The 22,211-nt window shown below is 71.9% G+C and carries 19 protein-coding genes and 1 pseudogene; 3 read left to right on the plus strand and 17 right to left on the minus strand.

Annotated features, from left to right (window positions below; translation table 11 throughout):
* Positions 1–2: 2 nt before the first annotated feature.
* The 12 genes from BAY60_RS23650 to BAY60_RS23705 all read right to left on the minus strand — a co-directional run bounded on the left by BAY60_RS23650 (position 3) and on the right by BAY60_RS23705 (position 14,625).
* Positions 3–578 carry a rhodanese-like domain-containing protein gene (locus BAY60_RS23650; RefSeq protein WP_112283575.1) on the minus strand — a complete coding sequence of 192 codons (576 nt, stop codon included), beginning with the start codon at positions 576–578 and terminating at the stop codon, positions 3–5.
* A 2-nt stretch (positions 579–580) separates the two neighbouring features.
* Positions 581–1,978 (minus strand): MBL fold metallo-hydrolase, encoded by a 1,398-nt coding sequence (locus BAY60_RS23655; RefSeq protein ID WP_112283218.1) that lies wholly within the window; start codon positions 1,976–1,978, stop codon positions 581–583.
* Positions 1,979–2,369: 391 nt separating this feature from the next.
* The gene (locus tag BAY60_RS23660) at positions 2,370–3,878 is read right to left on the minus strand and encodes a vanadium-dependent haloperoxidase (RefSeq protein WP_245992773.1); all 1,509 of its coding nucleotides are present in this window, start codon (positions 3,876–3,878) and stop codon (positions 2,370–2,372) included.
* Between the two features lie 81 nt (positions 3,879–3,959).
* On the minus strand, positions 3,960–4,922 hold the full coding sequence (locus tag BAY60_RS23665) for an electron transfer flavoprotein subunit alpha/FixB family protein (protein ID WP_112283219.1): 963 nt from the start codon (positions 4,920–4,922) through the stop codon (positions 3,960–3,962).
* A 4-nt stretch (positions 4,923–4,926) separates the two neighbouring features.
* Positions 4,927–5,700: an electron transfer flavoprotein subunit beta/FixA family protein gene (locus BAY60_RS23670; protein ID WP_245992802.1), complete on the minus strand. Its 774-nt coding sequence runs from the start codon at positions 5,698–5,700 to the stop codon at positions 4,927–4,929.
* Positions 5,701–5,712: 12 nt separating this feature from the next.
* The gene (locus BAY60_RS23675) at positions 5,713–8,229 is read right to left on the minus strand and encodes a GcvT family protein (protein ID WP_112283220.1); all 2,517 of its coding nucleotides are present in this window, start codon (positions 8,227–8,229) and stop codon (positions 5,713–5,715) included.
* A gap of 20 nt (positions 8,230–8,249) precedes the next feature.
* Positions 8,250–9,941 carry a formate--tetrahydrofolate ligase gene (locus BAY60_RS23680; protein WP_112283221.1) on the minus strand — a complete coding sequence of 564 codons (1,692 nt, stop codon included), beginning with the start codon at positions 9,939–9,941 and terminating at the stop codon, positions 8,250–8,252.
* Between the two features lie 18 nt (positions 9,942–9,959).
* On the minus strand, positions 9,960–10,802 hold the full coding sequence (locus tag BAY60_RS23685) for a methylenetetrahydrofolate reductase (protein ID WP_112283222.1): 843 nt from the start codon (positions 10,800–10,802) through the stop codon (positions 9,960–9,962).
* Between the two features lie 23 nt (positions 10,803–10,825).
* Complete coding sequence (locus tag BAY60_RS23690; protein WP_112283223.1) at positions 10,826–12,046, minus strand: glycine cleavage T C-terminal barrel domain-containing protein; 1,221 nt, start codon at positions 12,044–12,046, stop codon at positions 10,826–10,828.
* Between the two features lie 205 nt (positions 12,047–12,251).
* Positions 12,252–13,385, minus strand: coding sequence for an aminotransferase class I/II-fold pyridoxal phosphate-dependent enzyme (locus BAY60_RS23695; protein ID WP_112283224.1), 1,134 nt, complete (start codon positions 13,383–13,385; stop codon positions 12,252–12,254).
* Positions 13,382–14,026 (minus strand): helix-turn-helix transcriptional regulator, encoded by a 645-nt coding sequence (locus tag BAY60_RS23700; RefSeq protein ID WP_112283225.1) that lies wholly within the window; start codon positions 14,024–14,026, stop codon positions 13,382–13,384. Before BAY60_RS23700 ends, BAY60_RS23695 begins: the two co-directional genes overlap by 4 nt.
* A 41-nt stretch (positions 14,027–14,067) precedes the next feature.
* Positions 14,068–14,625 (minus strand): OsmC family protein, encoded by a 558-nt coding sequence (locus tag BAY60_RS23705; RefSeq protein WP_112283226.1) that lies wholly within the window; start codon positions 14,623–14,625, stop codon positions 14,068–14,070.
* A 258-nt stretch (positions 14,626–14,883) separates the two neighbouring features.
* Here BAY60_RS23705 and BAY60_RS23710 point away from each other — a divergent pair, with 258 nt between their 5' ends.
* Positions 14,884–15,315, plus strand: a complete 432-nt coding sequence (locus BAY60_RS23710; RefSeq protein ID WP_112283578.1) for an Hsp20/alpha crystallin family protein — start codon at positions 14,884–14,886, stop codon at positions 15,313–15,315.
* A gap of 59 nt (positions 15,316–15,374) precedes the next feature.
* On the opposite strand, the gene BAY60_RS23715 is transcribed toward BAY60_RS23710, so the two are convergent.
* From BAY60_RS23715 to BAY60_RS23725, 3 genes and pseudogenes are all read right to left on the minus strand, one after another.
* The gene (locus BAY60_RS23715) at positions 15,375–16,196 is read right to left on the minus strand and encodes an alpha/beta fold hydrolase (protein ID WP_211330433.1); all 822 of its coding nucleotides are present in this window, start codon (positions 16,194–16,196) and stop codon (positions 15,375–15,377) included.
* Positions 16,197–16,291: 95 nt separating this feature from the next.
* Positions 16,292–16,882: a TetR/AcrR family transcriptional regulator gene (locus tag BAY60_RS23720; protein WP_112283228.1), complete on the minus strand. Its 591-nt coding sequence runs from the start codon at positions 16,880–16,882 to the stop codon at positions 16,292–16,294.
* A 178-nt stretch (positions 16,883–17,060) separates the two neighbouring features.
* Positions 17,061–18,214, minus strand: a pseudogene (locus tag BAY60_RS23725) (Cmx/CmrA family chloramphenicol efflux MFS transporter).
* A gap of 329 nt (positions 18,215–18,543) precedes the next feature.
* Here BAY60_RS23725 and BAY60_RS23730 point away from each other — a divergent pair.
* On the plus strand, positions 18,544–19,266 hold the full coding sequence (locus BAY60_RS23730; RefSeq protein ID WP_112283229.1) for a FadR/GntR family transcriptional regulator: 723 nt from the start codon (positions 18,544–18,546) through the stop codon (positions 19,264–19,266).
* Positions 19,263–20,006, plus strand: a complete 744-nt coding sequence (locus BAY60_RS23735; protein WP_112283230.1) for a sterol desaturase family protein — start codon at positions 19,263–19,265, stop codon at positions 20,004–20,006. The genes BAY60_RS23730 and BAY60_RS23735 overlap by 4 nt, the downstream gene beginning before the upstream one ends.
* Here BAY60_RS23735 and BAY60_RS23740 read toward each other — a convergent pair.
* Entirely contained in the window at positions 19,967–20,767 is an 801-nt protein-coding gene (locus BAY60_RS23740) for a 2-oxo acid dehydrogenase subunit E2 (protein ID WP_112283231.1), read from the minus strand. The genes BAY60_RS23735 and BAY60_RS23740 overlap by 40 nt on opposite strands.
* Before the next feature lie 17 nt (positions 20,768–20,784).
* Positions 20,785–22,182 carry an MBL fold metallo-hydrolase gene (locus BAY60_RS23745; protein WP_112283232.1) on the minus strand — a complete coding sequence of 466 codons (1,398 nt, stop codon included), beginning with the start codon at positions 22,180–22,182 and terminating at the stop codon, positions 20,785–20,787.
* Positions 22,183–22,211: the final 29 nt, after the last annotated feature.

Here is a 22,211-nt window from a genome sequence, read left to right on the forward strand (position 1 = left end):
GGTCACCGGTCGTCCTTCAGCGCTGCGACGATGTCCTCGACGTTCACCCTGCGGCCGCGGTTGTACGGCAGCTTGGCCAGCAGCATGCCCATGAGGCAGGTGTTGCTCAGCGCGGCGACGGTGAGGCCGCCTCCGATGAACGCCGCCGCCCACTTGGCGGGCGGGAACACCAGGCTCACGAGCACCGACACCAGCACGATGCTTCCGGCGACCAGCCGCACCTGCCGTTCCAGGTCCCAGCGGGGACGACCGCCGCGCACGGGCGCCCCTTCGGCCTGCCAGGCCGCGATGCCGCCGTCGAGCACCCGCAGGTTGGGCAGCCCCGCGGCGGCGAGCGCCTGTTCGGCCTGCGCCGCCCGCTGTCCCGACCGGCAGATGAGCACCACCTGCTCGTCCAGATGGCCGCGCAGCTCGGCGCGGTGCTCGCGGAGCAGGTCGAGCGGCACGTTGTACGAGCCGGGGATGTGCGCGGAGTCGAACTCGCCCGGCGTCCGCACGTCGATGAGCCGCGGCGCATTCGCCGCGCCCAGCAGGTCGCGCAGGCTCGGGACGTCGAGCCGAAGCGGTCTGGTCGGCATCGTCACCGGCCGGCCTCCTGCCCGACGACGCGGAGCCCGGTCCCCGCCGCCGTGTCGTAGTCGTCGTCGACGTGCACCACGCGCCTGCCCGCGCGGGCCAGCAGGCTCGCGGCGACGGCGGCCCGGTAGCCGGACTGGCAGTGCACCCACACCACGCCGTCGGGCACGTCGCCGACCCTGGCGGGCAGCTCCGGCAGCGGGACGTGCACGGCGCCGTCAAGGTGGCCCGCCCGCCACTCGCCGGCCAGCCGCACGTCGAGCACGACGTCTGCGTCGGGCAGACCGTGCGGCCGCCGCCCCGCGCGAACGGCCGCGAGGTCGGCGAAGGTCGCCGTGGCGAGCACGGCCAGCCTGCTCTCGTCCGTGGCCCACTGCTCGGGCGAGCCGGTCGCGGCGGCCGCGGGACGGTCGATGCCGATCCGCGCCAGCTCCCGCTGCGCCTGCTCCACCTGAGCGGCCGACTCCCCGAGCAGGGTGATCGGCGCGCCCCACGGCGCGAGCCAGCCCAGCCACGTCGACATCGGGCCCTCCAGACCGAAGCTGAGCGTGCCTGCCAGGTGGCGGTGCGCGAACGCCTTGCGCGAGCGCAGGTCCACCACCCACTCTCCGGCGTCGAGGCGCTCCGCCAGCTCGGCGGACTCCGCACGGCGCACGGGCGTCAGGTCCACCAGCTCGGCGCCCTCGCCGTTGCGCATCCCCATGTGTGCGTAGTAGGCGGGATAGGCGTCGAGCCCGGCCAGTGTCTCGGTGACGAAGTCCTCGGCCTCGAGCCGCAGTGCCGGGTTGGCGTCTCGCTCGCGCCCGATCGTCGAGTCGGAGGCGTCGGACTGCGTGGCCGAGCAGAAGCTGCCGAAGCCGTGGGTCGGCCACACCCGCGCGCCGTCCGGGAGCAGGTCGGCCAGTCTGCGCACGGACGCGTGCTGGTGCCGGGCCAGGGTGTGCGCGTGCTGCCGGCCGAGCAGGTCCGTCCGGCCGGTGGTGCCGAACAGCAGGGAACCGCCGGTGAATACCCCGAGCGGTCCGTCCGCTGTGGACACCAGGTAGGACACGTGGTGGAACGTGTGGCCGGGCGTGGCCAGCACGGCGAGGCGGAATCCCTCGGCCACCGCGACCTCGTCGCCGTCGGCAACGGGCACCCGGTCGAACGCGACGTCCTCGGCCGCGGCGACGAGGTAGGCCGCCCCGGTGACCTTGGCGAGTGCCAGACCGCCGGAGACGTAGTCGTTGTGCAGGTGAGTCTCGGCCACATGCGTGATCCGCACGCCGAGCCTGCCGGCCAGAGCCAGCACCCGGTCGATGTCGCGCTGCGGGTCCACCACCAGGGCCACCTGGCCATCGTGTGCCAGGTAGCTGCGGTCTCCCAGCGAGGAGGTCTCCACGACCTCGACGTCAATCGGCATCTGTAGCAACCTCCGCGATCGGCTCATCCATACCCAGGGGGGTATCAGACGCCTCCACCATAACCCCCGGGGCGCGCCGTCGTCACATACCCCTGTCCGTATCCGGGTACACCTGATTCATACGTCCACCGTTGCCGTCGCCGGCGAACCGGGCACCGGGCCGAAGGCCTGCGCAAATAGGGTCTTTCGGCCGTAGAGCGGAACCGGCGTTCCGCCGACACTGGACAGGCGCGTGGACGCTCGGGGTGTTGCGCGCGAGCGAACGGCGTCGGGGGATGCCGCTCGGGCGGGGCGAGGTGTAGGCGGCGGTTCGGGGCCGGCCAGTGCACGGAGCTCCCACGGGCGGGGGCGGCCCGCCAAGCGCGTGCCGCCCCCGCCTCCGTGTTCCCTCTCAGAGCGTCATGGCCGTCCCGTCGAACCGCGTGAACGTCAGCGAGGCATCCTCGTGGGACAGGCGGAGCTGATCGCGCAGGACTCCGATGGCGACGGCCTCGCCCAGCCGCACGGACGCGGTGTAGTCGGTGCGCCAGTGCACACCGGCGAGGTTGCGGCCGATCGCGATGTTCGCGGCCACCTTGTCCAGCTCGCCACCCACGGTGAGCGCGCGGGCGTCCTCCCCGTCGTAGGGCACCGGTTCGGTGCCGTCGGCGTTCGGGACGACGGGATCGGCAAGCACCCACGACTCGTCGAACCACGCCTTGAGCACGGTGACGCACGCGCCCGCCACGGTCGCGTGGCCTGCGCCGTAGGCCGGATGCAGTGGCGAGCCCTCGGGGAACGCCTGCGGCAGCAGGTACGAGCCGCACTCCCGGTGCACCCGCTTGACCGCGTCGGAGTTCAGCACCTCCCGGTCGATCATGTTGTAGTCGCGCCTGCCCGACAGGTGCTGGTGAACGCGGCCGCCGAACGCCTCGGGACGCAACCGGCGATGCACGAACCACTTCTGGAACCAGACCGCCTTCAGCGCCCTGGTCGCCACTTCCGTCACCAGGCTCAGAATGCCGGGGCCGCCGTAGGTGCCGAAGCCGTCCTGGTTCGCCGAATGCCGGTACGGGTTGCCCGGATCCTCCGGCGCACCGAGGTCGAGCAGGATGAGGCACGCGTTGAGATACGCCTCGTACAGCGCGTCGAAGTGCACGTAGTTGGCCAGGTCCCTCGGCGTCCGGAGATAGCGGCGGTCGCCGTGGTCGCGCACGATCGGCTCGACGGCGCGCCCGCGCTGCACCGCGAGCCACGCGTCGACCTCGGTCAGGAAGTCCTCGCCCGGACACACGGTGTCGTGCCGCTGGGGCACCCGCAGCGTGCCGTACTGGATGTCGCGCAGCAGGAACTGCGACAGGTACGGCCCTCGCAGGTCACCCCGGGTGCTGCCGCGGAACAGCGTGCCGGGCGTGACCCGGCCACCCTTCTTCGGTCCCCGGAAGTCCGTCAACCCGGTCAGCTCGGCGGCGGCGTGCTCGGCGAGCGGGCTGTCGGCGAACTCCGTGAACGGCACGTCCCGGCACAGGGCCATCCAGTACAGCTCGACCGCCTCGGCGGAGTTCTCCGCGCTGTCCAGCCGCGGTGCGGGCGGGATGGCCAGCGCGTGCGCGTCCGGCCCCTCCACGTCGAACGCCAGCCCCGCCTGCGGATTGACCAGCCGCCGTCCCCGCCGAACCCCGAGCGGCACGGCCTCGAAGTGCTCCGGGCGGCCGGTGCACAGCGCGCGGCGCAGCGCGTGGTAGGCGGCGGGATCGACCTCTCCGAAGTCGTCGTGTGGCAGACCCTTGCTGTAGTTCGCGACGAAGGAGCCGTACTCGTTCTCCTCGCCGTTGCTGACGTGGTCGGGCCACGGCAGGCGCAGCAGATCATCGGCGGACAGTTGGCGGCGGGTGCGCGCGTCGGCGGCACGATCGCTCATTGGGTCCTCCCCCAGATTCCCCTCAGCCGGCCCTCCCCCGGGCCGCGACTTCAGGGTGTTCTACCCCGGGTGATCATTGCATCAGCCATCCGGGTGAACCCCGCGAGCGTGCAGCTCCGCCACGATCGCAGGCACCACTTCGTGTACGTCTCCCACCACGGCATAGGTCGCCCGCTGCACCAGCGGCGCGTCGGGATCGGTGTTGATCGCGAGGATCGCCCGGGAGTCCATGCAGCCGACCCAGTGCTGCGTGGCACCGCTGATGCCGCAGGCGACGTAGAGCCGCGGGCTGATCTTCGTGCCGGTCAGTCCCACCTGGTCGCTGTGCGGACGCCAGCCGTTGTTGGTCGCGACGCGGGAGCAGCCGACCACGCCGCCGAGCAGGCCCGCCAGCTCCTCCAGTACGGCGTAGCCCTCGGCGCTGCCCACACCCCGGCCTCCGGAGACCACCACCGGCGCGGTCGCCAGCGTCAGCCCGCCGCCGCGCGGCGTGCGCTCGACGATGGCGGAGCGCGCCAGCTCCTGCGGCAGGTCGGGCAGGAACTCCTCGACCGTGCACTCCTGCCGTACCGCCGTCTCGGACGGCGCCTCGGCGCCCTGTGCCGCCGTCACCAGCTTCACCGGCGCGTCCAGTTCCGCGTCCTCCAGCAGCATCCCGCCGCCACGCACCCGGGTGAGCTGCCAGCGCGGCCCACCGGTGACCGAGAGGCAGTTGGTCGCCAACGGCAACCCCGTCCGCGCGGCCGTGTGTGCCAGGATCTCCGTGCCGTGGTCGGTGCCCGCTGCCAGCACGCCCTCCGGCCGCAGCCTGCCCACCAGCTGGGCGAGGGCCTCGCCGTACGCCTCCGGCCCGTAGTCGCCGAGCAACGGGTGCCGCAGCGTGTGCAGCACGCCAACGCCCTGCTTGGCCAGCCCGGCGGCGATCTCCGCCGCCGCGTCGTCGTCCCGGCCGAAGGCCACCGCGTGGACCGGCCCGCCAAGTGCCTGCGCGAGCCCGAGCACGCCAGGTGCGGGCTCGGTGCCGTCGAGCACGATGAGCAGCATGGTCCTACACCACCCCGAGTTCGTCGAGCACGTCCACGACGGCGGGCGCCGCCGCGGCGCCACGGCCCAGCCACACCGGACCCGTCGCCTCGTCCGCAGGCTGGCGCAGGCGCACCGTACGCAGCCCGCCGGGCTCGGGGCGCGCCACGATCGTGTGCACGGCCGCCTTCTTCGCCCGTAGCCTGCCCGGCAGGTTCGGGTACCGCGGCAGGTTGAGCCCCTCCCGCACACCGGCCGCCGCGGGCAGCGGCAGCACGTACCGCTCGTCACCGTCGGCGACCTCCCGGCGCAGCCGCACCACGCCGTCGCCCACCTCGACGCCCTTGATGCCGCCGACGATGGGCAGACCGAGCCCGCACGCGACCCGCACGCCGACCTGGAAGTGCCCGGCATCGGCCGACGAGTCGCCGAACAGCACCAGGTCCGGCGGCTTCTCGGCGGCGAGCTCGGCCACCGCCTGCCCAATGGCCGCCGCCGTGGCCTGCGGGTCGAGCTCGTCGCTGCCGGTGTCGACCAGCACCGCCCGGTCGGCGCCCATCGCCAGCGCGTACCGCAACTGCTCGGCGACCTCCGGCGGACCCGCCGCGAGCACCGTGGCGCGGCCGCCGTGTTCGCCGACGAGGCGCACCGCCTCCTCCACGGCGCACTCCTCGTGCGGTCCGATCGTGAATCCGAGATGCCGGGTGTCCACATGCAACCCGTCGGGGGTGAGCGGCACCCTGGCCCCGGACGCGGGCACCCGCTTGACGCAGACCAGGACCTCCAGCCCGTCCGGCATCGCGCTCACCTCTCACGCCTTCATCCGGGTGTCGTCGGGGTCGAACAGCGGCGTGCGCCCTGCCCGCGCCACCGTCACCGGGTAGCGCTCCGCCATGTACTCCACGAGCAGCCGCGTGCCCTCGACGGCATGCTCGGGCGGCAGGTACGCCATGAGCAGGTAGCTGCCGAGCGACGGCGCCGCGCCCGCGCTCGTGACGAAGGACCCACGGCCCTTGCGGTCGGTGATCCGCTCACCGGCGGGCGTCAGGATCGGCTCGCCGCCCTGCGGGTACCGCGGGATCCCGGCGGAGCTGGTGTGGTCGTCGACGGTCAGGGTGCACAACGTCGCCGCGGGGCCCGCCTCCCTGGCGGCCAGATAGGCCTGCTTGCCCACGAAGTCCGCCGCCTTCACCCTGGGCAGCGCCAGCCCGGCCTCCACCGGGTCGTACTCGGCGTCGAGCTCCGCGCCCATGAGGCGGTAGCCCTTCTCCAGCCGTCCGGTGGTGCCGTAGACGCCGATACCCGCGGGGACCACACCGAACCGCGCACCGGCCTCGGCGATGGCGTCCCACAACGCCCTGCCCTGTTCGAACGGCGCGTGCAGCTCCCAGCCGAGATCGCCCACATAGGACACCCGCAGCGCCAGCACCGGCACCTCACCGACGACGATCTCCCTCGCGATGCCGAACGCGAACGCCTCGCCGGAGACGTCGTCCTCGGTGACGGCCGACAGCACGTCCCTGGCACGCGGGCCCCACAGGCCGAGCGTGCACACCCCGGAGGTGACGTCGGTGAACGTCACCGACCCGTCGGCGGGCAGGTGCGAGCGGAACCAGTACGCGTCACGGGCGCCGTCGGCACCGCCGGTGATCACCCGGAACCGGTCCTCGCCGAGCCGCACGACGGTCAGGTCGCTGCGGAAGCCCCCGTCCGGGGTGAGCACCGGCGTGTAGCACAGCCTGCCCACAGGCCGGTCGAGCTGGGCCATCGCCAGCTCCTGCAGGTAGCCGAGCGCACCCGGACCGGCGACGTCGAACTGGGCGAACGCCGACAGGTCGATCATGGCCGCCCGCTCGCGCATCGCCAGGTGCTCGGCGTTGCTGACCGGTGACCACCAGCGCGCGTCCCATTCGTGCGGCCGCTCGGGGATGCGGTCGCCGAACTCGGCGAGCAGATCCCGGTTGGACTCGTACCACTGCGGCCGTTCCCAGCCACCCACCTCGAAGAACTCGGCACCCAGCTCGCGTTCCCGCTCGAAGAACGGCGAGAGCCGCTGCCGCCTGCCACTGGCCCACTGCTCGCGCGGGTGCACGATGCCGTAGGTCTTGTTGAACCCCTCGTTCGCGCGGGCCCGCACGAACGGGCGCGTGCGCTGGTGCGGGTAGAACCGCGCCACGTCGGCACCGTGCAGGTCGGTCTCGGTACAGCCGTGGGTCATCCACTCGGCCATCATCCGGCCGACTCCGGGCCCCTCCTTGATCCACACGGCGGCCGCCGACCACAGCCCGTCCACCTCGGGCAGGGGACCCAGTAGCGGCGCGCCGTCCGGGGTCAGCGACAACAGCCCGTTGATGGCATGCCGGATTCCGGCGCCCGGCGTGTCGAGCAGCTGCCCGAACAGCTCCAGTGCGTCCTCCAGTTGCGGGTCGAAGTCGTCGTGGGTGAACGGCAGCTGGGTCGGTGACAGCGCCGCCGCCTCGATGGACGGGATGTCCTCCGGCTCGTGGAGGATGGGCCGGTGCGCGTAGGAGCCGATCTCCAGATCGGCGCCGCTCTGCCGCTCGTACATCATCGCATCCATGTCGCGGATGATCGGGTAGGCGATCTCCGTGCCGGTGGCGGCCAGCTCCGGAATCGGGCCGACGTCGATCATCTGGTGGACCGCAGGGGTCAGCGGCAGGCGCGCGCCGGCCAGCTCCGCGATTCGCGGGCTCCAGACGCCGCAGCAGATCACCACGGTCTCCGTGGCGATGTCTCCCCTGCTGGTCGCCACGCCACGCACCCGGCCGTGCTCGGTGTGGATCGCCGTGATCTCGGTGCCGGCCGACACGGTCAGCGCACCCTGCGCGCTCGCCTGCTCGCGCATCAGCGCGCCGGCCTGCAGCGGGTCCACCACCGCCACCGAGGGCGTCCAGAACCCGGCCAGCACGACGTCGGTGTTGACGAACGGCATCAGCTGTCCCACCCGCTCGGCGCTGACCAGTTCGGAGGGCACACCCCACGCGGTGGCCGAGGCCAGCCTGCGGCGCAGCTCCTCGACGCGCTCCGGCGTGCGGGCGATCTCGACGCCGCCACACGTGGTGAGCGTGCCCAGCTTCTCGTACTGGCGCATCGAGTCCAGGGTGAGCGCGGTGATCTCGCGGGAGTGGTCGACAGGGAAGATGAAGTTCGAGGCGTGCCCGGTGGAGCCGCCGGGATCGGGCAGCGGCCCCTTGTCCAGTAGCACGATGTCCCGCCAGCCCGCTTCGGCGAGGTGGTAGGCCACCGAGTTGCCGACGATGCCCGCGCCGATGACGACGACCTCGGCGCGGCTCGGAAGTGCACTCATGACAAGCCTCCTGGTTGCCGCTAGGACAGGCCGACGACCTGGCCGGCCTCGTCGATGTCGATGTGCTCGGCCGCGGGGTGCGACGACAGGCCGGGCATGGTGCGCATGTCGCCGCAGATGGGGTAGATGAAGCCCGCGCCCACCGAGGCCCGCACCTCGCGCACGGGCAGCAGCCAGCCGGTCGGTGCGCCCTTACGGGACGGGTCGGCCGACAGCGACAGATGGGTCTTGGCGATGCAGACGGGGAGCCTGCCGAAGCCGCACCGCTCGTAGTCGGCCAGCTGGCGGCGCGCCTGCGGGCTCAGCTCGATGCCGTCCGCGCCGTACATCCGCCGCGCCACGGTCTCGATCTTCTCCGCCAGCGGCAGCTCGTCCGGGTAGAGAAAGCGGAACTCGCTGGGCTCGGCGCAGGCCTCGGCGACCGCCTCCGCCAGCTCGGCGGCTCCCTTGCCGCCCTTGGCGACGTGGGTGCTCACCGCCGCCCGCGCGCCCTCCTCGGCCGCGATGTCCACAATGGCCTGTTTCTCGCTGTCGAAGTCGGAGGGAAAGGCATTGACGGCCACCACCGGCGTGATGCCGTGGGCGCGGATGTTGGCCAGCTGCCTGCGCAGGTTGGCCGCACCCGCGTACACGTCGTCGGGGTTCTCGGCCAGCATCTCCTCCGGCAGCGGCCTGCCCGCGACCACCCGGTGCCGCCCCGAGTGCGCCTTGAGTGCACGCACGGTCGCCACCACGACGGCGGCGTCGGGCACCAGGCCGGAGACGCGGCACTTGATGTTGCAGAAGCGCTCGGCTCCCATGTCCGCGCCGAACCCCGCCTCGGTGATGAGGTAGTCGCCTCCGCGGATGCCGATGAGGTCGGCGACCACCGAGGAGTTGCCGTGTGCGATGTTGCCGAAGGGTCCGCAGTGGACCAGCACGGGCGTCTGCTCGGTCGTCTGCATCAGGTTCGGCTTCAGAGCCTCCCGCAGCTGCACGCACATCGCCCCCGCGGCCCGCAGCTGCTCGGCCGTCACCGGTGCGCCACCGCGGTCATAGGCCACGACGATGCGGCCCAGCCTGGCCCGCAGGTCGGGCAGCGACCGCGCGAGCGCCAGCACCGCCATCACCTCGCTGGCCGCGGTGATGTCGAAGCCGGTCTGCCGTGGCAGGCCATCGGACCGGCCGCCGAGGCCGGTGACGATCTGGCGCAGGTCCCGGTCGTTGACGTCGAGCACCCGCCGCCAGGTGATGGCGAACGGGTCGATGTCGAGGGCGTTGCCCTTGTGCAGGTGGTTGTCGAGCATCGCGGCGAGCAGGTTGTGCGCCGACGTCACGGCGTGCAGATCGCCGGTCAGGTGCAGGTTCACCGACTCCATCGGCACCACCTGCGAGTAGCCGCCGCCCGCGGCTCCGCCCTTGATCCCGAACGTCGGCCCCATCGACGACTGCCGGATGGCGATCACCGCGCGCTGCCCGAGGTGCGCGAATCCCTGGCCGAGCCCGACCGTGGTGGTGGTCTTGCCCTCGCCCAGCGGTGTCGGCGTCAGCGACGAGACCACGACGTAGCGGGCGCGCGGGCGATCCGCGAGCTCGTCGATGGCGTCGAGCGAGATCTTGGCGGCGTAGCGGCCGTAGGGCTCGACGAGGTGGTCGCCGATGCCCATGTCCGCGGCCAGGCTGGTGAGCGGCCGCAGTGCCGCGTTACGGGAGATCTCCAGATCGGTCGCCATGGTGGGGTCCCCTTTCCCTCAGCCTGCCCGGCGGCGGGCCTCCGCGGCCCAGCGCGCGGTCGCGCCGAGGCGGTTGAACGTGTAGAAGTGCAGCCCGGCGGGCGCGCACTCGCCGGCGTCGGCGCGGGCCGCGAGCTCGCCGACGAGCGCGTCGGGCAGGTAGGCGCCGGGGCGCAGCAGCCTCCCGGCGAGCGAGCGGTGTCCTTTCGCGAACCGGAGCGAGTCCCCCACCCCGATGCGCACGCTCATCCGCAGCAGCGTCCGCGTGTCCACCGCTCCCGGCACCCCGGCCACCACCGGCAGTGTGATCCCGCGGTCGCGGGCCGCCGCCGCGAACCGGCACACGGCGCGCGCCTCGAAACACAGCTGGGTGACGACGTACGAGGCGTAGGCCTGCTTGGCGTGCAGCGCGGACCAAAGGGTGCGCTCGCCGAGCACCGGATGCCCCTCGGGGTAGGCGGGCACGCCGACCGTCGCGGGCAACCGGCCGAGCCCGGCCATCGCCCGCAACAGCGCGAGACCGTCGGCGTACGGCCCCGCAGGAACGGCCGCGTCGCCGCCGACGACGAACACCTCGTCGATGCCGGAGCCGGCGAGCCGGTCCAGCAGTTCGCGCAGGTGCTCCTCGCCGGTGACCTGGCGCGCCGCCAGGTGCGGAACGGCGCGCAGCTGTTGCGCCGCGAGCTTCTGACACGTCTCGACCGTCGCGTCGAGCCCCCGGCGCGGCGACGCCGTGACGGTGACGACCGTGCCCTCCGGCAGGGCCGACGTCTCGTCGAGCACCGATGCCAGCGGCAGGATCTCGAAGCGCGGCGCGGCGAGCAACGCCGTGTACGCGTGGTTCGCCCGGTTGCGGTCCATCGTCGGCCCTCCGCGGTGCGGCGTCAGCCCTTGGGCGTGTCCTTGCGAGGGTCGACGAACGGCTTCTCCACGACGGTCCCCCGCCGCGGACCACCCGGGGTGTCGACGGTGACGTTCGTGCCGAGCGCGCTCAGCTCGATCGGCACCATCGCGAGCCCGATGTTGCGGTCGAGCCTCGGCGAGTAGCAGGCGCTCGTGACCTGACCGGCCGGTTCTCCCGACACCCCGTACACGGGGAAGGGCTCGATCATCGAGCCGTCGTTGTAGCTGCCCAGCGGGGCGCCGTCGAGTTCGAGCCCGACCAGGAGCCGCGAGATGCCCTCGGCCTTGATCCGCCGCAGCGCGTCCTTGCCGACGAAGTCGGCCTCCTGGTCGAGGTCGACCATCCAGTGGTAGTCGTAGCCCACTTCGAGCGGGTTGGTGGCGAGCGTGATGTCACAGCCGTAGGCGAGCATCCCCGCCTCGATGCGACGGATGTGGCACGGGCCGATCGGGCGAAGCCCGTGCGGCTCGCCCGCCTGCCACACGGCATCCCACAGCCTTCCCGCGTCGCGCGAGGCGTCGTGCAGGTAGATCTCGTAGCCCAGCTCGGCGGAGTACCCGGTGCGGCTGACCACGACGCGCATCCCGTCCAGGGTGTAGTCGCGCAGCCCGTAGTACGGCACGTCGAGCACGCCTGCGCCGAACAGGTCGGTCATGACCTCCTTCGCCCGTGGACCCTGGATCTGCAGCGGCGCCGCGTCGGCCTCACGGATGGTCACGTTCCAGCGTCCGGAGTGGGCCAGTCCCATGGCCCAGAGGCCGACGTCGCTGTCGGCGAGCGACAGCCAGAACCGGTTGTCCTCCAACCGAAGCAGCACCGGATCGTTGATGATGCCGCCGTCGGGCGCGGTGACGAAGACGTACTTGCACTGCCCGACACGGCATTTGGTGAGGTCGCGGGGCACGAGCATGTTGGTGAAGTCGAAGGCGTCGGGGCCGGTGATCTCCAGCTGCCGTTCGACGCCCACGTCCCACACCGTCACGCCGGTGCGCAGCGCCCAGAACTCGCCGATCGGATCACCGTAGTGGCGCGGGTGATAGGTGTGGTTGTACACGCTGTAGCACGCCACGCCGTGTTGCCGGGACTTCCAGAAGTACGGCGACTTGCGCAGGCGCGGGTAGAGCAGGACGGCCGGGTTCTCGACGACCGCGGACGTGCTCGCGGCCGGAGTTGCTGTGTGCTGGTTGAGGGTGTCTGTCATGGGGGACCTCGATTCGGGCCCGGAAGAAATGTGTGTGCGACGTCTGGCTCGGTACTGAACCCCCGCGGCATGGTGTTGCGTATTACGCATCGACTTGTGTACTACGCAACTGGTGATACAGGCCACAGTCTGCGGCCGCGTGAAGAGACAGGTCAAGAGGCCGCGCCGGTTTATTTGCCGGATTGCGGGGTAAGGGCAGCCGCGGTCAGCGGCGAGCACGCAGCCACGCCGAGAACGCTTCGAGCGCGGGTTCGGGATCGCGCCTGCCGACGCCGATCCGGAACCGGTCCGCCGGCGTCGGCGTGAGTTCGGAGCGGAAGATGCCGGCGGGCAGCAGCAGCACGCCCGCCTGCTCGACCAGTTCGGCACAGAACGTCTCCACGCCGTCGGCGCCGTGGTAGCGCGGGAAGGCCACGCAGCCGCCGTCGGGCGGGCACCACGAGAACAGGTCGGCGAACTCGGCGAAGAAGGCGTCGAACAGGGGCAGGTTCGCCGCGATGAGGGCGCGGTTGCGGGCCACGATCTGCTCGCGCGCCTTGAGCGCGATCCTGGCCAGCACCTCGCTCGGCGCGGAGTTGCAGATCGTCGTGTAGTGCTTGGCCCGTTCCAGCCTGCCGCGCAGGATGCGGTCCCGGCAGGCGATCCAGCCGATCCGCAGGCCCGGCAGCCCGAGCGCCTTGGACGTGACGTTCAGCGAGAGCGCGCGCTCCGACAGGTCGGCGGCCTGCGGCAGCGTGCGGGCCGGGTCGCGCTCCAGCCCGCGGTACACCTCGTCGCTGAACAGACGGATGCCCCGCTCGTCGCACACCCGCGCCAGGCGGGCGAAGTCCTCCGCGCTGGACACGGCACCGGTGGGGTTGTTGGGGAAGTTCACCGACACGACCCGGGTGTTCGGCCGCAGCGCCGCGAGCACGGCATCGACGTCGAACGCCCAGTCGTGCTCGGCATCCAGCGCGACACCGGTGACCTCGCACAGCGACAGCGGAACCGTCTCGGCGGCCTGGTAGTTCGGGGTCAGGACGACGGCGTGGTCACCCGGCCCCAGCAGGGCGTGCATGGCCAGGTACAGGCCTTCCTCGGCCCCGGCGAAGCAGATGACGTCGTCGGCGTCCACGTGCTCGTAGGTGCCTGCGATCGCCTGTCGCAGCGCCGGATCGCCGAAGGTCTCGGTGTAGCCGAGCGACAGCGTCTCCCAGGCCTGCCGGTCCTCGTCGTCGGCGAGCGCCAGCAGTTCGGACACCGTCATGGTCTGCGCGTCCGACGCCGTGAGGTGGTGGCGGGCGGTGAACTCCCAGCGGGAGAAGTAGGTTTCCAGCCGGAAGTCGGGCAGCGTGCTCACGCGCTGGTCTCCTCGTCCTTGAGTTCGGCGAGCAGGGCGTACACGGTCGAGCGCGAGACCCGCAGCGCGCTGGCGACGACGGGAACGGCCTTGCGGACGGCGAACACCCCGGCCTGCCGGAGTTCGCCGAGCACCGTCAGGCGCTCCTCCCTGCCGAGCCGCTCGACGGGCCGTCCGGCCGAGCGGACGAACGATCCGATGATCTGGTGCACGCGCTCGGTCCAGTCGTGCTCGAACAGCGGCTCCGGCCGTGGTGCGGTCGGGGCGGCGAACGCGGCGAGCAGCGTGGCCGCCTGGTCCAGCGGCGTGCGATCGAGGTTCACGCACAGCACCGCGGAGGGCTCGCCGTCGGCCTCGCGCAGCACGGCGCTGACCGACGACAGGCGCCGTCCGTCGGGCAGCAGCTTCTCGTAGGGGCCGTAGACGTCGTGCGCGGTCGCCTCCAGCCGGCCCAGCTCGCCGAGCAGCGAGGGGTCACCGGGGCCGCGGTCGCCCAGCGGGTTCCAGATACCCAGCACGCGGTCGCGCACCGCGTCGTGCAGCACCACCTCGGCATACGGGCCGAGCAGCACCGCGATCGCCTGGCACGCGGGAGCCCATTGCCGCACCCGCGCGTCCTCGACGTCCGTCCTGGTTCGCATGCCTGGACCTTACGTCCAGACCAGACACTCTGTCCAAGCGATTATGGTACGGATCCCGCGAGCGGCGGCACGGCCACGGAGGAAGCCGGGCCACTCGACCAGGTGACCGACACCGGCACCGCCGCGGCGAGTGCCAGATACACCGGACTGCGCTCCTGCCACGCCAGCCTCAGCTCGGCCACCCGTTCGGGCGGCGCGGGTGACGCGACGCCGATCTCGATCGAGATCCCGTTCAGGCCGGGGTCGCCGCCGTCGAGGCCGGCGAGTCCCGCCAGGTCCTGCCCGCACCGCGCGACGGCGGTCACGTCGGTCAACGCGATGCCCAGCTGCGGCGCGAGCACGTCGCGGATCAGGCTCACGGCACAACCCGCGAGGGCGCCCAGCAGGTACAGAACCGGACTCGGGGCACAGTTGCCGCCGCCGACAGCACGCGGAAGGTCCGCGTACCACGCGAACGGCGCACCGGCGAGACGGACGCGATCGCCGTCGACGGTGCCGACGACGGCCAGCTCCGTGTGCGCCGAGGCGGGGTCGGCCGCCAGCTTCGCCAGCTTCTCCTCCAGCAGCAGCGGGGACCGCCCGCCCGGCAGAGCCACCATGACAACCTCCGCTCGCCACGCCGGGAGCCAAGTTTCGCCCTCCGGAACCCACGCAACAAGGGTCCGCGCCGCTGGCAGTTTTTCTCGAGCAGGCGATTGACAGAATCTCCATTCCGCGCTATAGGAATTGGTGAGGCTACTATGAGGCCGCGGGAACAAGAAAGCTGAGTCGGTCGTTATCAAGGTTGACCACGGACAACGCCGCCACCAGGCACGATCGACGGGGCGGCACACAGGAAGGAGAAGGAGGCAGTGGCCATGCTGATGCGCACTGACCCGTTCCGTGAGCTGGACCGTCTGACGCAGCAGTTCTTCGGCGCCAACGGCACCAGCACCCGGCCGGCCGCGATGCCGATGGACGCGTACCGGACCGGCAACGACTACGTCATCGAGTTCGACCTGCCGGGCGTCTCGCCCGACTCCATCGACCTCGACGTGGAGCGCAACGTGCTCACCGTCAAGGCCGAGCGCAGGCCGTCCTACGGCGAGGACGCCGATGTCCAGGTGGCGGAGCGTCCCAGGGGCGTGTTCTCCCGCCAGCTGTTCCTCGGCGAGACGCTGGACACCGACAACATTCAGGCGAGCTACGACTCCGGTGTGCTGACGCTGCGGGTTCCGGTCGCCGAGCAGGCGAAGCCGCGCAAGATCAGCATCAGCGGCGGCGGTGAGCCCAAGCAGATCGACGCCTGACCCGCTCCGATCCGGGCCGTTCCGATCGCGGTGCGCAAGCGGAACGGCCCGGCGTCTCCTCACCCTGCCTTGCGCAGCGGGTCCCGTGCGGTGACGAAGCCGTGCACCTCGCCCAGCACCGCCCGATCGCGCAGCAGCCGCCGGTGACCGAGACCGTCGGTGCTCACCAGCGTCGGTTCGGGCCAGGTCTGCGCGATCGCCACGCCGTCGGCGTAGCGCACCTCCCTGTCCCGGCGGTCGTGGACGACGAGCACCGGAGGCAGGTCCGTGCGCCCTGCGGCGCGTGCCGGGATGTCGAAGTCGGCGACCGGCCTGCCGGTCTGCCGTTCCAGCCTGCGCAGGAAGCCCGTCCGGATGCGCTCGCCGAAGCCGAGACCGTGCGCGAAGGCGTCGGTGTAGGCGACCGGCTCGGCCATCGGCGCGAGCAGCACGAGGCGGGACACGGGCAGCCCGTCGAGCACGGCGAGCGCGGTCGCCCCCGCGCCGAGCGAGTGCGCGATGACGGCGTGCGCGGGGCCGAAGTAGGCGACGGCCGCACGCAGCGCGTCGGCGAACTCCGGGAGGTTCGCGCGACGCGGACCGAGCAGGCCTGGTGCCGACTCGCCGTGACTGGGCGCGTCGAACGCGACCACCTGGTACCCGGCGGAGTTCAGCGGCGCGACCAGGTCGCCGAGCTGGTCGCGGTGACCGCCCCAGCCGTGAACGAGATAGATCACGGGCCCGTGACCCCACGTCTCGGCGACGACCGTGCTGCCGTTGACCGGCACCCGGTAGCGCGTGCCAGGTCCCGCCGCCGGGCGCGGCCCGGGTTCGGCGTGCCGCGGCGTGCACCAGAGTCTCAGTGCGATGACGGAACCGAGTCCGGGCGCGAGGCGCTCCATGCCCCGGAACAGGAGCCGTACTGAGGCCAATTTCGCACGAACGATCGTGCTTTTTCGAAGCAATGTCATCGTGAGCCTCCAGCATCCTGGGTGGGTTACTTCGGTGCTCGCGCGGCCGCGAGCAAGCTGTCGAAAGCCCGTCGCGCGCGCCCCTCGGCGGCCGGGTCGCCCAGCAGCCGGTGCGCGTGCATGAAGGCGAGCATGATGCCGTGTACGTCGTGGGCGAACTGAGCGGGATCGGCGTCGGCGCGGAAGTCACCTTCGCTGATCCCGGTGCGGAACATCAACTCGACGGATTCGAAGAAGTCCAGGTGGTCGCGCACGAGTTGGTCCCTGATCGCCCCGGGCTGGTCGTCGTACTCACCGGCCGCCGAGACGAAGAGGCAGCACGAGGCACCGGCCTTGCCCGCGCCGAGCCAACGCTCGAACAGTTCCCGCACCCGGGTCTCCCCCCTCGGCGCCGCGAGCGCGGGGCGGACGACGAGATCGACGAACTGCTCCCGCGCTCGCGCGAGCACCTGCGACTGCAGCGACTCCTTGGACTGGAAATGCGCGAAGAGTCCGCTCTTCGACATACCGGTGTGCGTGGCGAGCGAGCCGATGGTCAACCCGGCCAACCCGATCCGGCTGGCGATCTCCGTCGCGCTGTCCAGCACCGCCTGCCGGGTCGCCTCGCCTTTGCCCACGACACTTTTTAGCACGATCGTTCGCTTGAAGGCAAGCCGCGCTACTGTCACACAGGACCGACGCTGACCGCAGCATTACTCGATCGTCTACGAGCACCGCGACCGGCCCCCACCCGCCCTCACCCTGGCGCGACACCGGCAGGCTGCGCTGCGAAGGACCACGTGCGCGCCCGGCCGGTCAGCGGCGCGGGACCGGGGAACCGGCCCGCACCGCCGAGGCGACGGCGAACGCGAGCAGCGCCAGACCGGCACCGACCCAGAGGGGCGCGCGATAGCCGAACTCCGCGCCGATCGCCAGACCACCGAGCCACGGGCCGAGGGCGGCACCGACGTTGAAGGCGGCCGTCGAGACGCCGCCCGCCAATGTCGGCGCCTCGGCAGCCGCGGACAACGCCTGGGCGATCAAGGTCGAGCCCACCGCGAACGACAACGCGCCCTGCACCACGACGAGAATGATCGTCGCCTCAGGCCAGGAGGCCGTGAGCGCGAACAACGTCCAGCCGGCCGGCAAGGCCGCACCACCGGCCAGCAACACACGCCTCGGCTGGGTGTCGGCCAGCCGCCCGGCGAGCGTGACACCCAGGAACGAGCCGATACCGAACAGCGCCAGCACAACGGGAATCCACAAAGGACCCATCCCAGACAGCGCGGTGACCATCGGCGCGAGGTAGGTGAACGTGCAGAACGTCGCACCGTTGACCAGAACGCCCAGCAGCAGAGTCCACAGCAGATGCCGGTTCCGCAGCGCACGGAGCTCACCGCGCGGGCTCGGCACCGGGGCGCCCGGCGGATCGGCCGGCGCGGACCGGAGGACCGCCACGACGGCGGGCGCCGAGACGACCGCCACCGCCCAGAACGCCGCCCGCCAGCCCCACAGCTGGCCGAGCAGCGCTCCCCCAGGCACCCCCGCCACGCAGGCGAGAGTGATCCCACCGAGGAGCACCGCTGTCGCGCGGCCCCTGGCGTGTGGTGCCGCCATGGTCGTCGCCGTGGCCAGTGCGACGGCGAGGAAACCGGCGTTCGCCAGGGCCGCCACCACGCGTGTCGCCAGCAGCACGCCGTAGCTGGCGGTCAGCGCCCCCACCACGTGCACGCCGACGAACAGCAGCAGAAACGACAGCAGCGAGCGGCGCCGGGACCAGCGCAGGCTCAACAGCGCCATGAGCGGCGCTCCGACGACCATCCCGGCGGCGAACGCCGACGTGAGCAGGCCCGCGGCGGGGACCGGCACGGCAAGGTCCCGCGCGATACCCGGAACGAGGCCGGACAACATGAACTCGGATGTGCCCTGGCGAACACCGCCAGCCCGAGCAGGTACACGGCAAACGGCATGACAAGACTCCGCGGTCGCGAGAACGAGAGGCACGGCAGCCGGCTACGGCCGCAGCCGACGGCTGTCGTGAGGAAGGAACCGCCCGAAGGACGGGCGGCGAGACCGGATCTCGGCTCCGGCGGCGAAGGTCCCGCGCGGGAAAGGCGCGACGCGCGGAACAGCCACCGGCAGGCCGGTGGCTAGAGTCTTGACGCCTCGGGGCTGGACATGATCACACGCTAGCACCCACGGCAATCGGCTTTCCGGCGTCGTCCTAGGGCGACGTCCCACGTCAGGGAACTGGTCTTACCACTTGACCACTGGCCACCAGCCGCCCTAGCCTCCCCTCATGGCACTGCGGCCAGTGGCTCGGCGTTCGGTTCCCGACGAGGTGTTCGAGCAGATCTTCGGCGAGGTCGTGGGCGGAGACCTCGCCCCCGGCGACTCGCTGCCCAGCGAGCGCAGGCTCGCCGAGGTTCTCGGCGTGTCCCGGCCCGCCGCGCGGGAGGCGTTGCAGCGCCTGGCACACGCCGGGCTCGTCGAGGTGCGCCAGGGCGGCACGACGAGCGTGCGGGACTTCCGCCTGCACGGCAGGCTCGACCTCCTCCCCCGGCTCCTGCTCCGGGGTGGCGAACTGGATCTCACGGTAGTCCGGAGCCTGCTGGAGGCGCGCCTGGCCGTGGGCCCGAAGGTCGCCGGACTCGCCGCCGAGCGCGCGGCCCACCACCTGGACGAGCCGCTCGCGGCCGCCATCGAGGCGATGCGCCGCGACGCGGATCCGGTCAGCAGGCAGCGGCACGCCCTGGACTTCTGGGACCACGTTGTCAACGGCGCCGATTCGATCGTCTTCCGGCTGATGTTCAACAGCCTGCGGGCGGCCTACGAGCCCACGCTCGCCGCGCTCGCCGGCGCGATGGCCGCCGAGGTGGACCGCATCGACGCCTACCAGAGCCTTGCGGGCGCCATCGCCGACGGCAGGCGCCCCGCCGCCGAGCAGGCAGCCGAGAACCTCCTGGCTCCTGCCACGGCCACCCTGCTCGCCATGATCCGCGATCTGGAGGAGTCGTCATGACATCGGCAGAACGGTCCACAGCGGACCACCGTGCGCGTGCCCGGCTGCGGGCGGACGAGGCCACACTGGCCCGCAGGACCGCGCTGCCACTGAGCGGAGCCTGGCGCGAGTTCTGGCGTCACCCGTCCCCGTGGCTCATCGGGGCGACGCTGCTCACCGCCGTCGTCGCGCGACTGCTCACCGGCGAGTGGCGGCTCGGCGACGCCCTCCTGCCGCTGGGCATGCTCGCGGTGTTCCCGTTCGTCGAGTGGGTCGTGCACGTCTGCGTGCTGCACTGGCGCCCGCGCAGCATCGCCGGGCTGCGCCTGGACCCGCTGCTGGCGCGCAAACATCGTGAGCACCACGCCGATCCACGCGACGTGCCGCTGGTGTTCATTCCCTGGCAGGTGCTGCTGTGGCTGCTGCCCGCGCTGCTCGCCGTGGCGGCGCTGGCATTCCCGCGGCTCGGGCTGGGCCTGACCTTTTTCGTGACGATCAGCGCGATCGGCCTCGGCTACGAGTGGACGCACTACCTCGTGCACAGCGACTACCGGCCCCGCACCCGGCTGTATCGGGCGGTGTGGCGCAACCACCGGCTGCACCACTACAAGAACGAGCACTACTGGTTCACCGTCACCACCGCCGGAACGGCCGATCGGGTCCTGCGCACCTATCCCGATCCGGGATCGGTGCCGACGTCGCCGACGGCGAAGAACCTGCATCAGTCAGCGGGCTCGAACGCCGCGGGATCGGCGCAGTAGCGCCGGATCGCGGCGGCGAACCGGGCCGCGTGGGCGCCGTCGGCGTAACGGTGGTCGAACGTCGCCGTGAGTGTCAGCATGGGCCGCACCACCACCTCGCCGTCCCGCACCACCGGACGCTGCGTCACCGCACCAACCAGGACCAGCAGCGGAACGCGGTAGTAGGGAGCCAGCGGCGAGAAGGCCCGTTCGACACCCCACATGCCCACGGACGTGATCATGGCGGAGCCGAACGCCTGCCTCGGCATGCCGGCGCGGGACAGATCCAGGTTGAGCCCCGAGGTCAGCCATGCGGCGCCCCGCAGCGCCAGGCGCATGAGTGGTGCAGGCAACCTCTCCAGCAGCGCCTTGCTCCGGCCGAAGTCCGCATCATCTCCCCTGCCGATCGCGGCCACCCGATCGTGCAGCTCGCGGGCGATCGCGATCGCGGATTTGCGGTTCGCCCGGTCGACCTTCACGCCGGTCAGCTCTTCGCCGTCGCCGGTGGCGACGATGAAGAACACGTCGATGCTCTCGCGCGGCCACGCCCGGCCCCGGGACAGCCGCACTGCCAGCGCGGGCACCTCGGCGAGCCCGACCGCGACCGCGCGGCCGACCAGATGAGTCACGGTGAGGTGCACGCCCGACCGGGACCGCGCCGTGTCCACGTAGTCGAGCAGCCCTGCGGCGTCGAGCTCGAGCTCGCCGTAGAACTGCGGGTCCTTCGGCGCCGTCCAGGTGGCACCCGCCAGTTTGCGCCAGCCGCGCAGCCGGTCGGCCATCCTCGCAGTATCCGGGCTCACGCGGCCGTCGGGTACCCCGCGCGCTGCCAGGCGGTCATCCCGCCAGCGACGTTGAGCACCCGCTGGCCGCGCTCGCGGGCCAGCAGGCTCGCCGCCACGGAGGAACGGTAGCCGCTGCCGCACGCCACCGCGACGGGCTTCTCGGCTGGCACCTCGCCCAGCCGGTCGGGCAGCTCGGCTCCGGTGATGAACATCGCGCCCTCCGCGTGGCCGGAGGCCCACTCGCTCGGCTGCCGCACGTCGAGCAACGTCACCGAGTCACGTTCCAGCTCTTCCCGCAGCTCGTGCACGGTGATCTGCGGGATCGACTCGATGGCGCGCGCGCTCGTGCGCCACGCCGTCATCCCGCCCGCGAGCCACCCGCGCGGCTCGCGGTACCCGATGCGCAGCAGCTGCCAGGTGGCCTCCCACAGGTCGGCGTCGCGGTCCAGTACGAGCACCACGTCCGCGTCCGCGGGCAGCGCGGTGCCCGCCCAGGTGGCGAACGACGACCCCAGCCCGACGTTGACGGCGCCGGGGAGGTGCGAGGCGCCGAACGCTTCCGGCGAACGGGTGTCGAGCACGAGCGCGCCGTCCTCGACGGCGACCGCGACGTCGTCCGGGCGCAGTGCCGGGGGTTCGGCGGGAGCACCCAGCGGCTCGACACCCCGCAGGTTCCGTTCGCGCATTCGCCGCCAGTACGGCGGCACGGCGGGCAGGTTGTCCAGTCGGAGGCATTCGCGCACGAACTCGTCCCGCTCCACCACCTCGGCCAGAGTCGGGTTCGTCTGCTTCTCGTAGCCAACCGTGGTCGACAGACGGGAGCCGATGTTGCCGCCGCACAACGACCCGGCCACGTGGGTGGGAAACACCTCGACATGGTCAGGCAGCGGCAGCAGCGTGCGCTGGATCGTGTCGCAGAACTGCTCCGCGTGCCTGCGGGCCTGCTCCTCGCCGCCGAGCAGGTCGGGACGCGCGAGGTCGCCGACCAGCAGGGCGCCGCCGGACAGCAGCAGCACGGGCGTGTCGGCGCTGGTGGCCCTGTCGTAGACCAGCAGGCTGATGTGCTCGGGTGTGTGGCCAGGGGTGTGCAGGACCTCGATCCCGACGTCGCCGAACTCGATCTGCTCGCCGTCGGCCAGTGCGCGGTGCGCATAACCGAGTTCACCCTGCGCGGAACCCCACAGCTGTGGCGGGTTGGCCGAGCCCGCGAGCTCGCCCAGACCGGACAGGTAGTCGTTGTGGCCGTGCGAGTCACACGCGTAGGCGATGCGCAGCCCCCGGCGCCGGGCCGCCTCGTGGTAGCCCCCGACGTCCCGGCGCGGGTCGAACACCAGTGCCTGCCCCGTGCGCTCGTCACCGACCAGGTAGGACGCGTGCCCGAGACTTTCGAGGTAGAACTGCTGGAACCACATCGCTTCGGCGTACCCGGAGGGGTATCGGC

This window comes from Prauserella muralis (genome assembly GCF_003202285.1).
Taxonomy (GTDB): domain Bacteria; phylum Actinomycetota; class Actinomycetes; order Mycobacteriales; family Pseudonocardiaceae; genus Prauserella_B; species Prauserella_B muralis.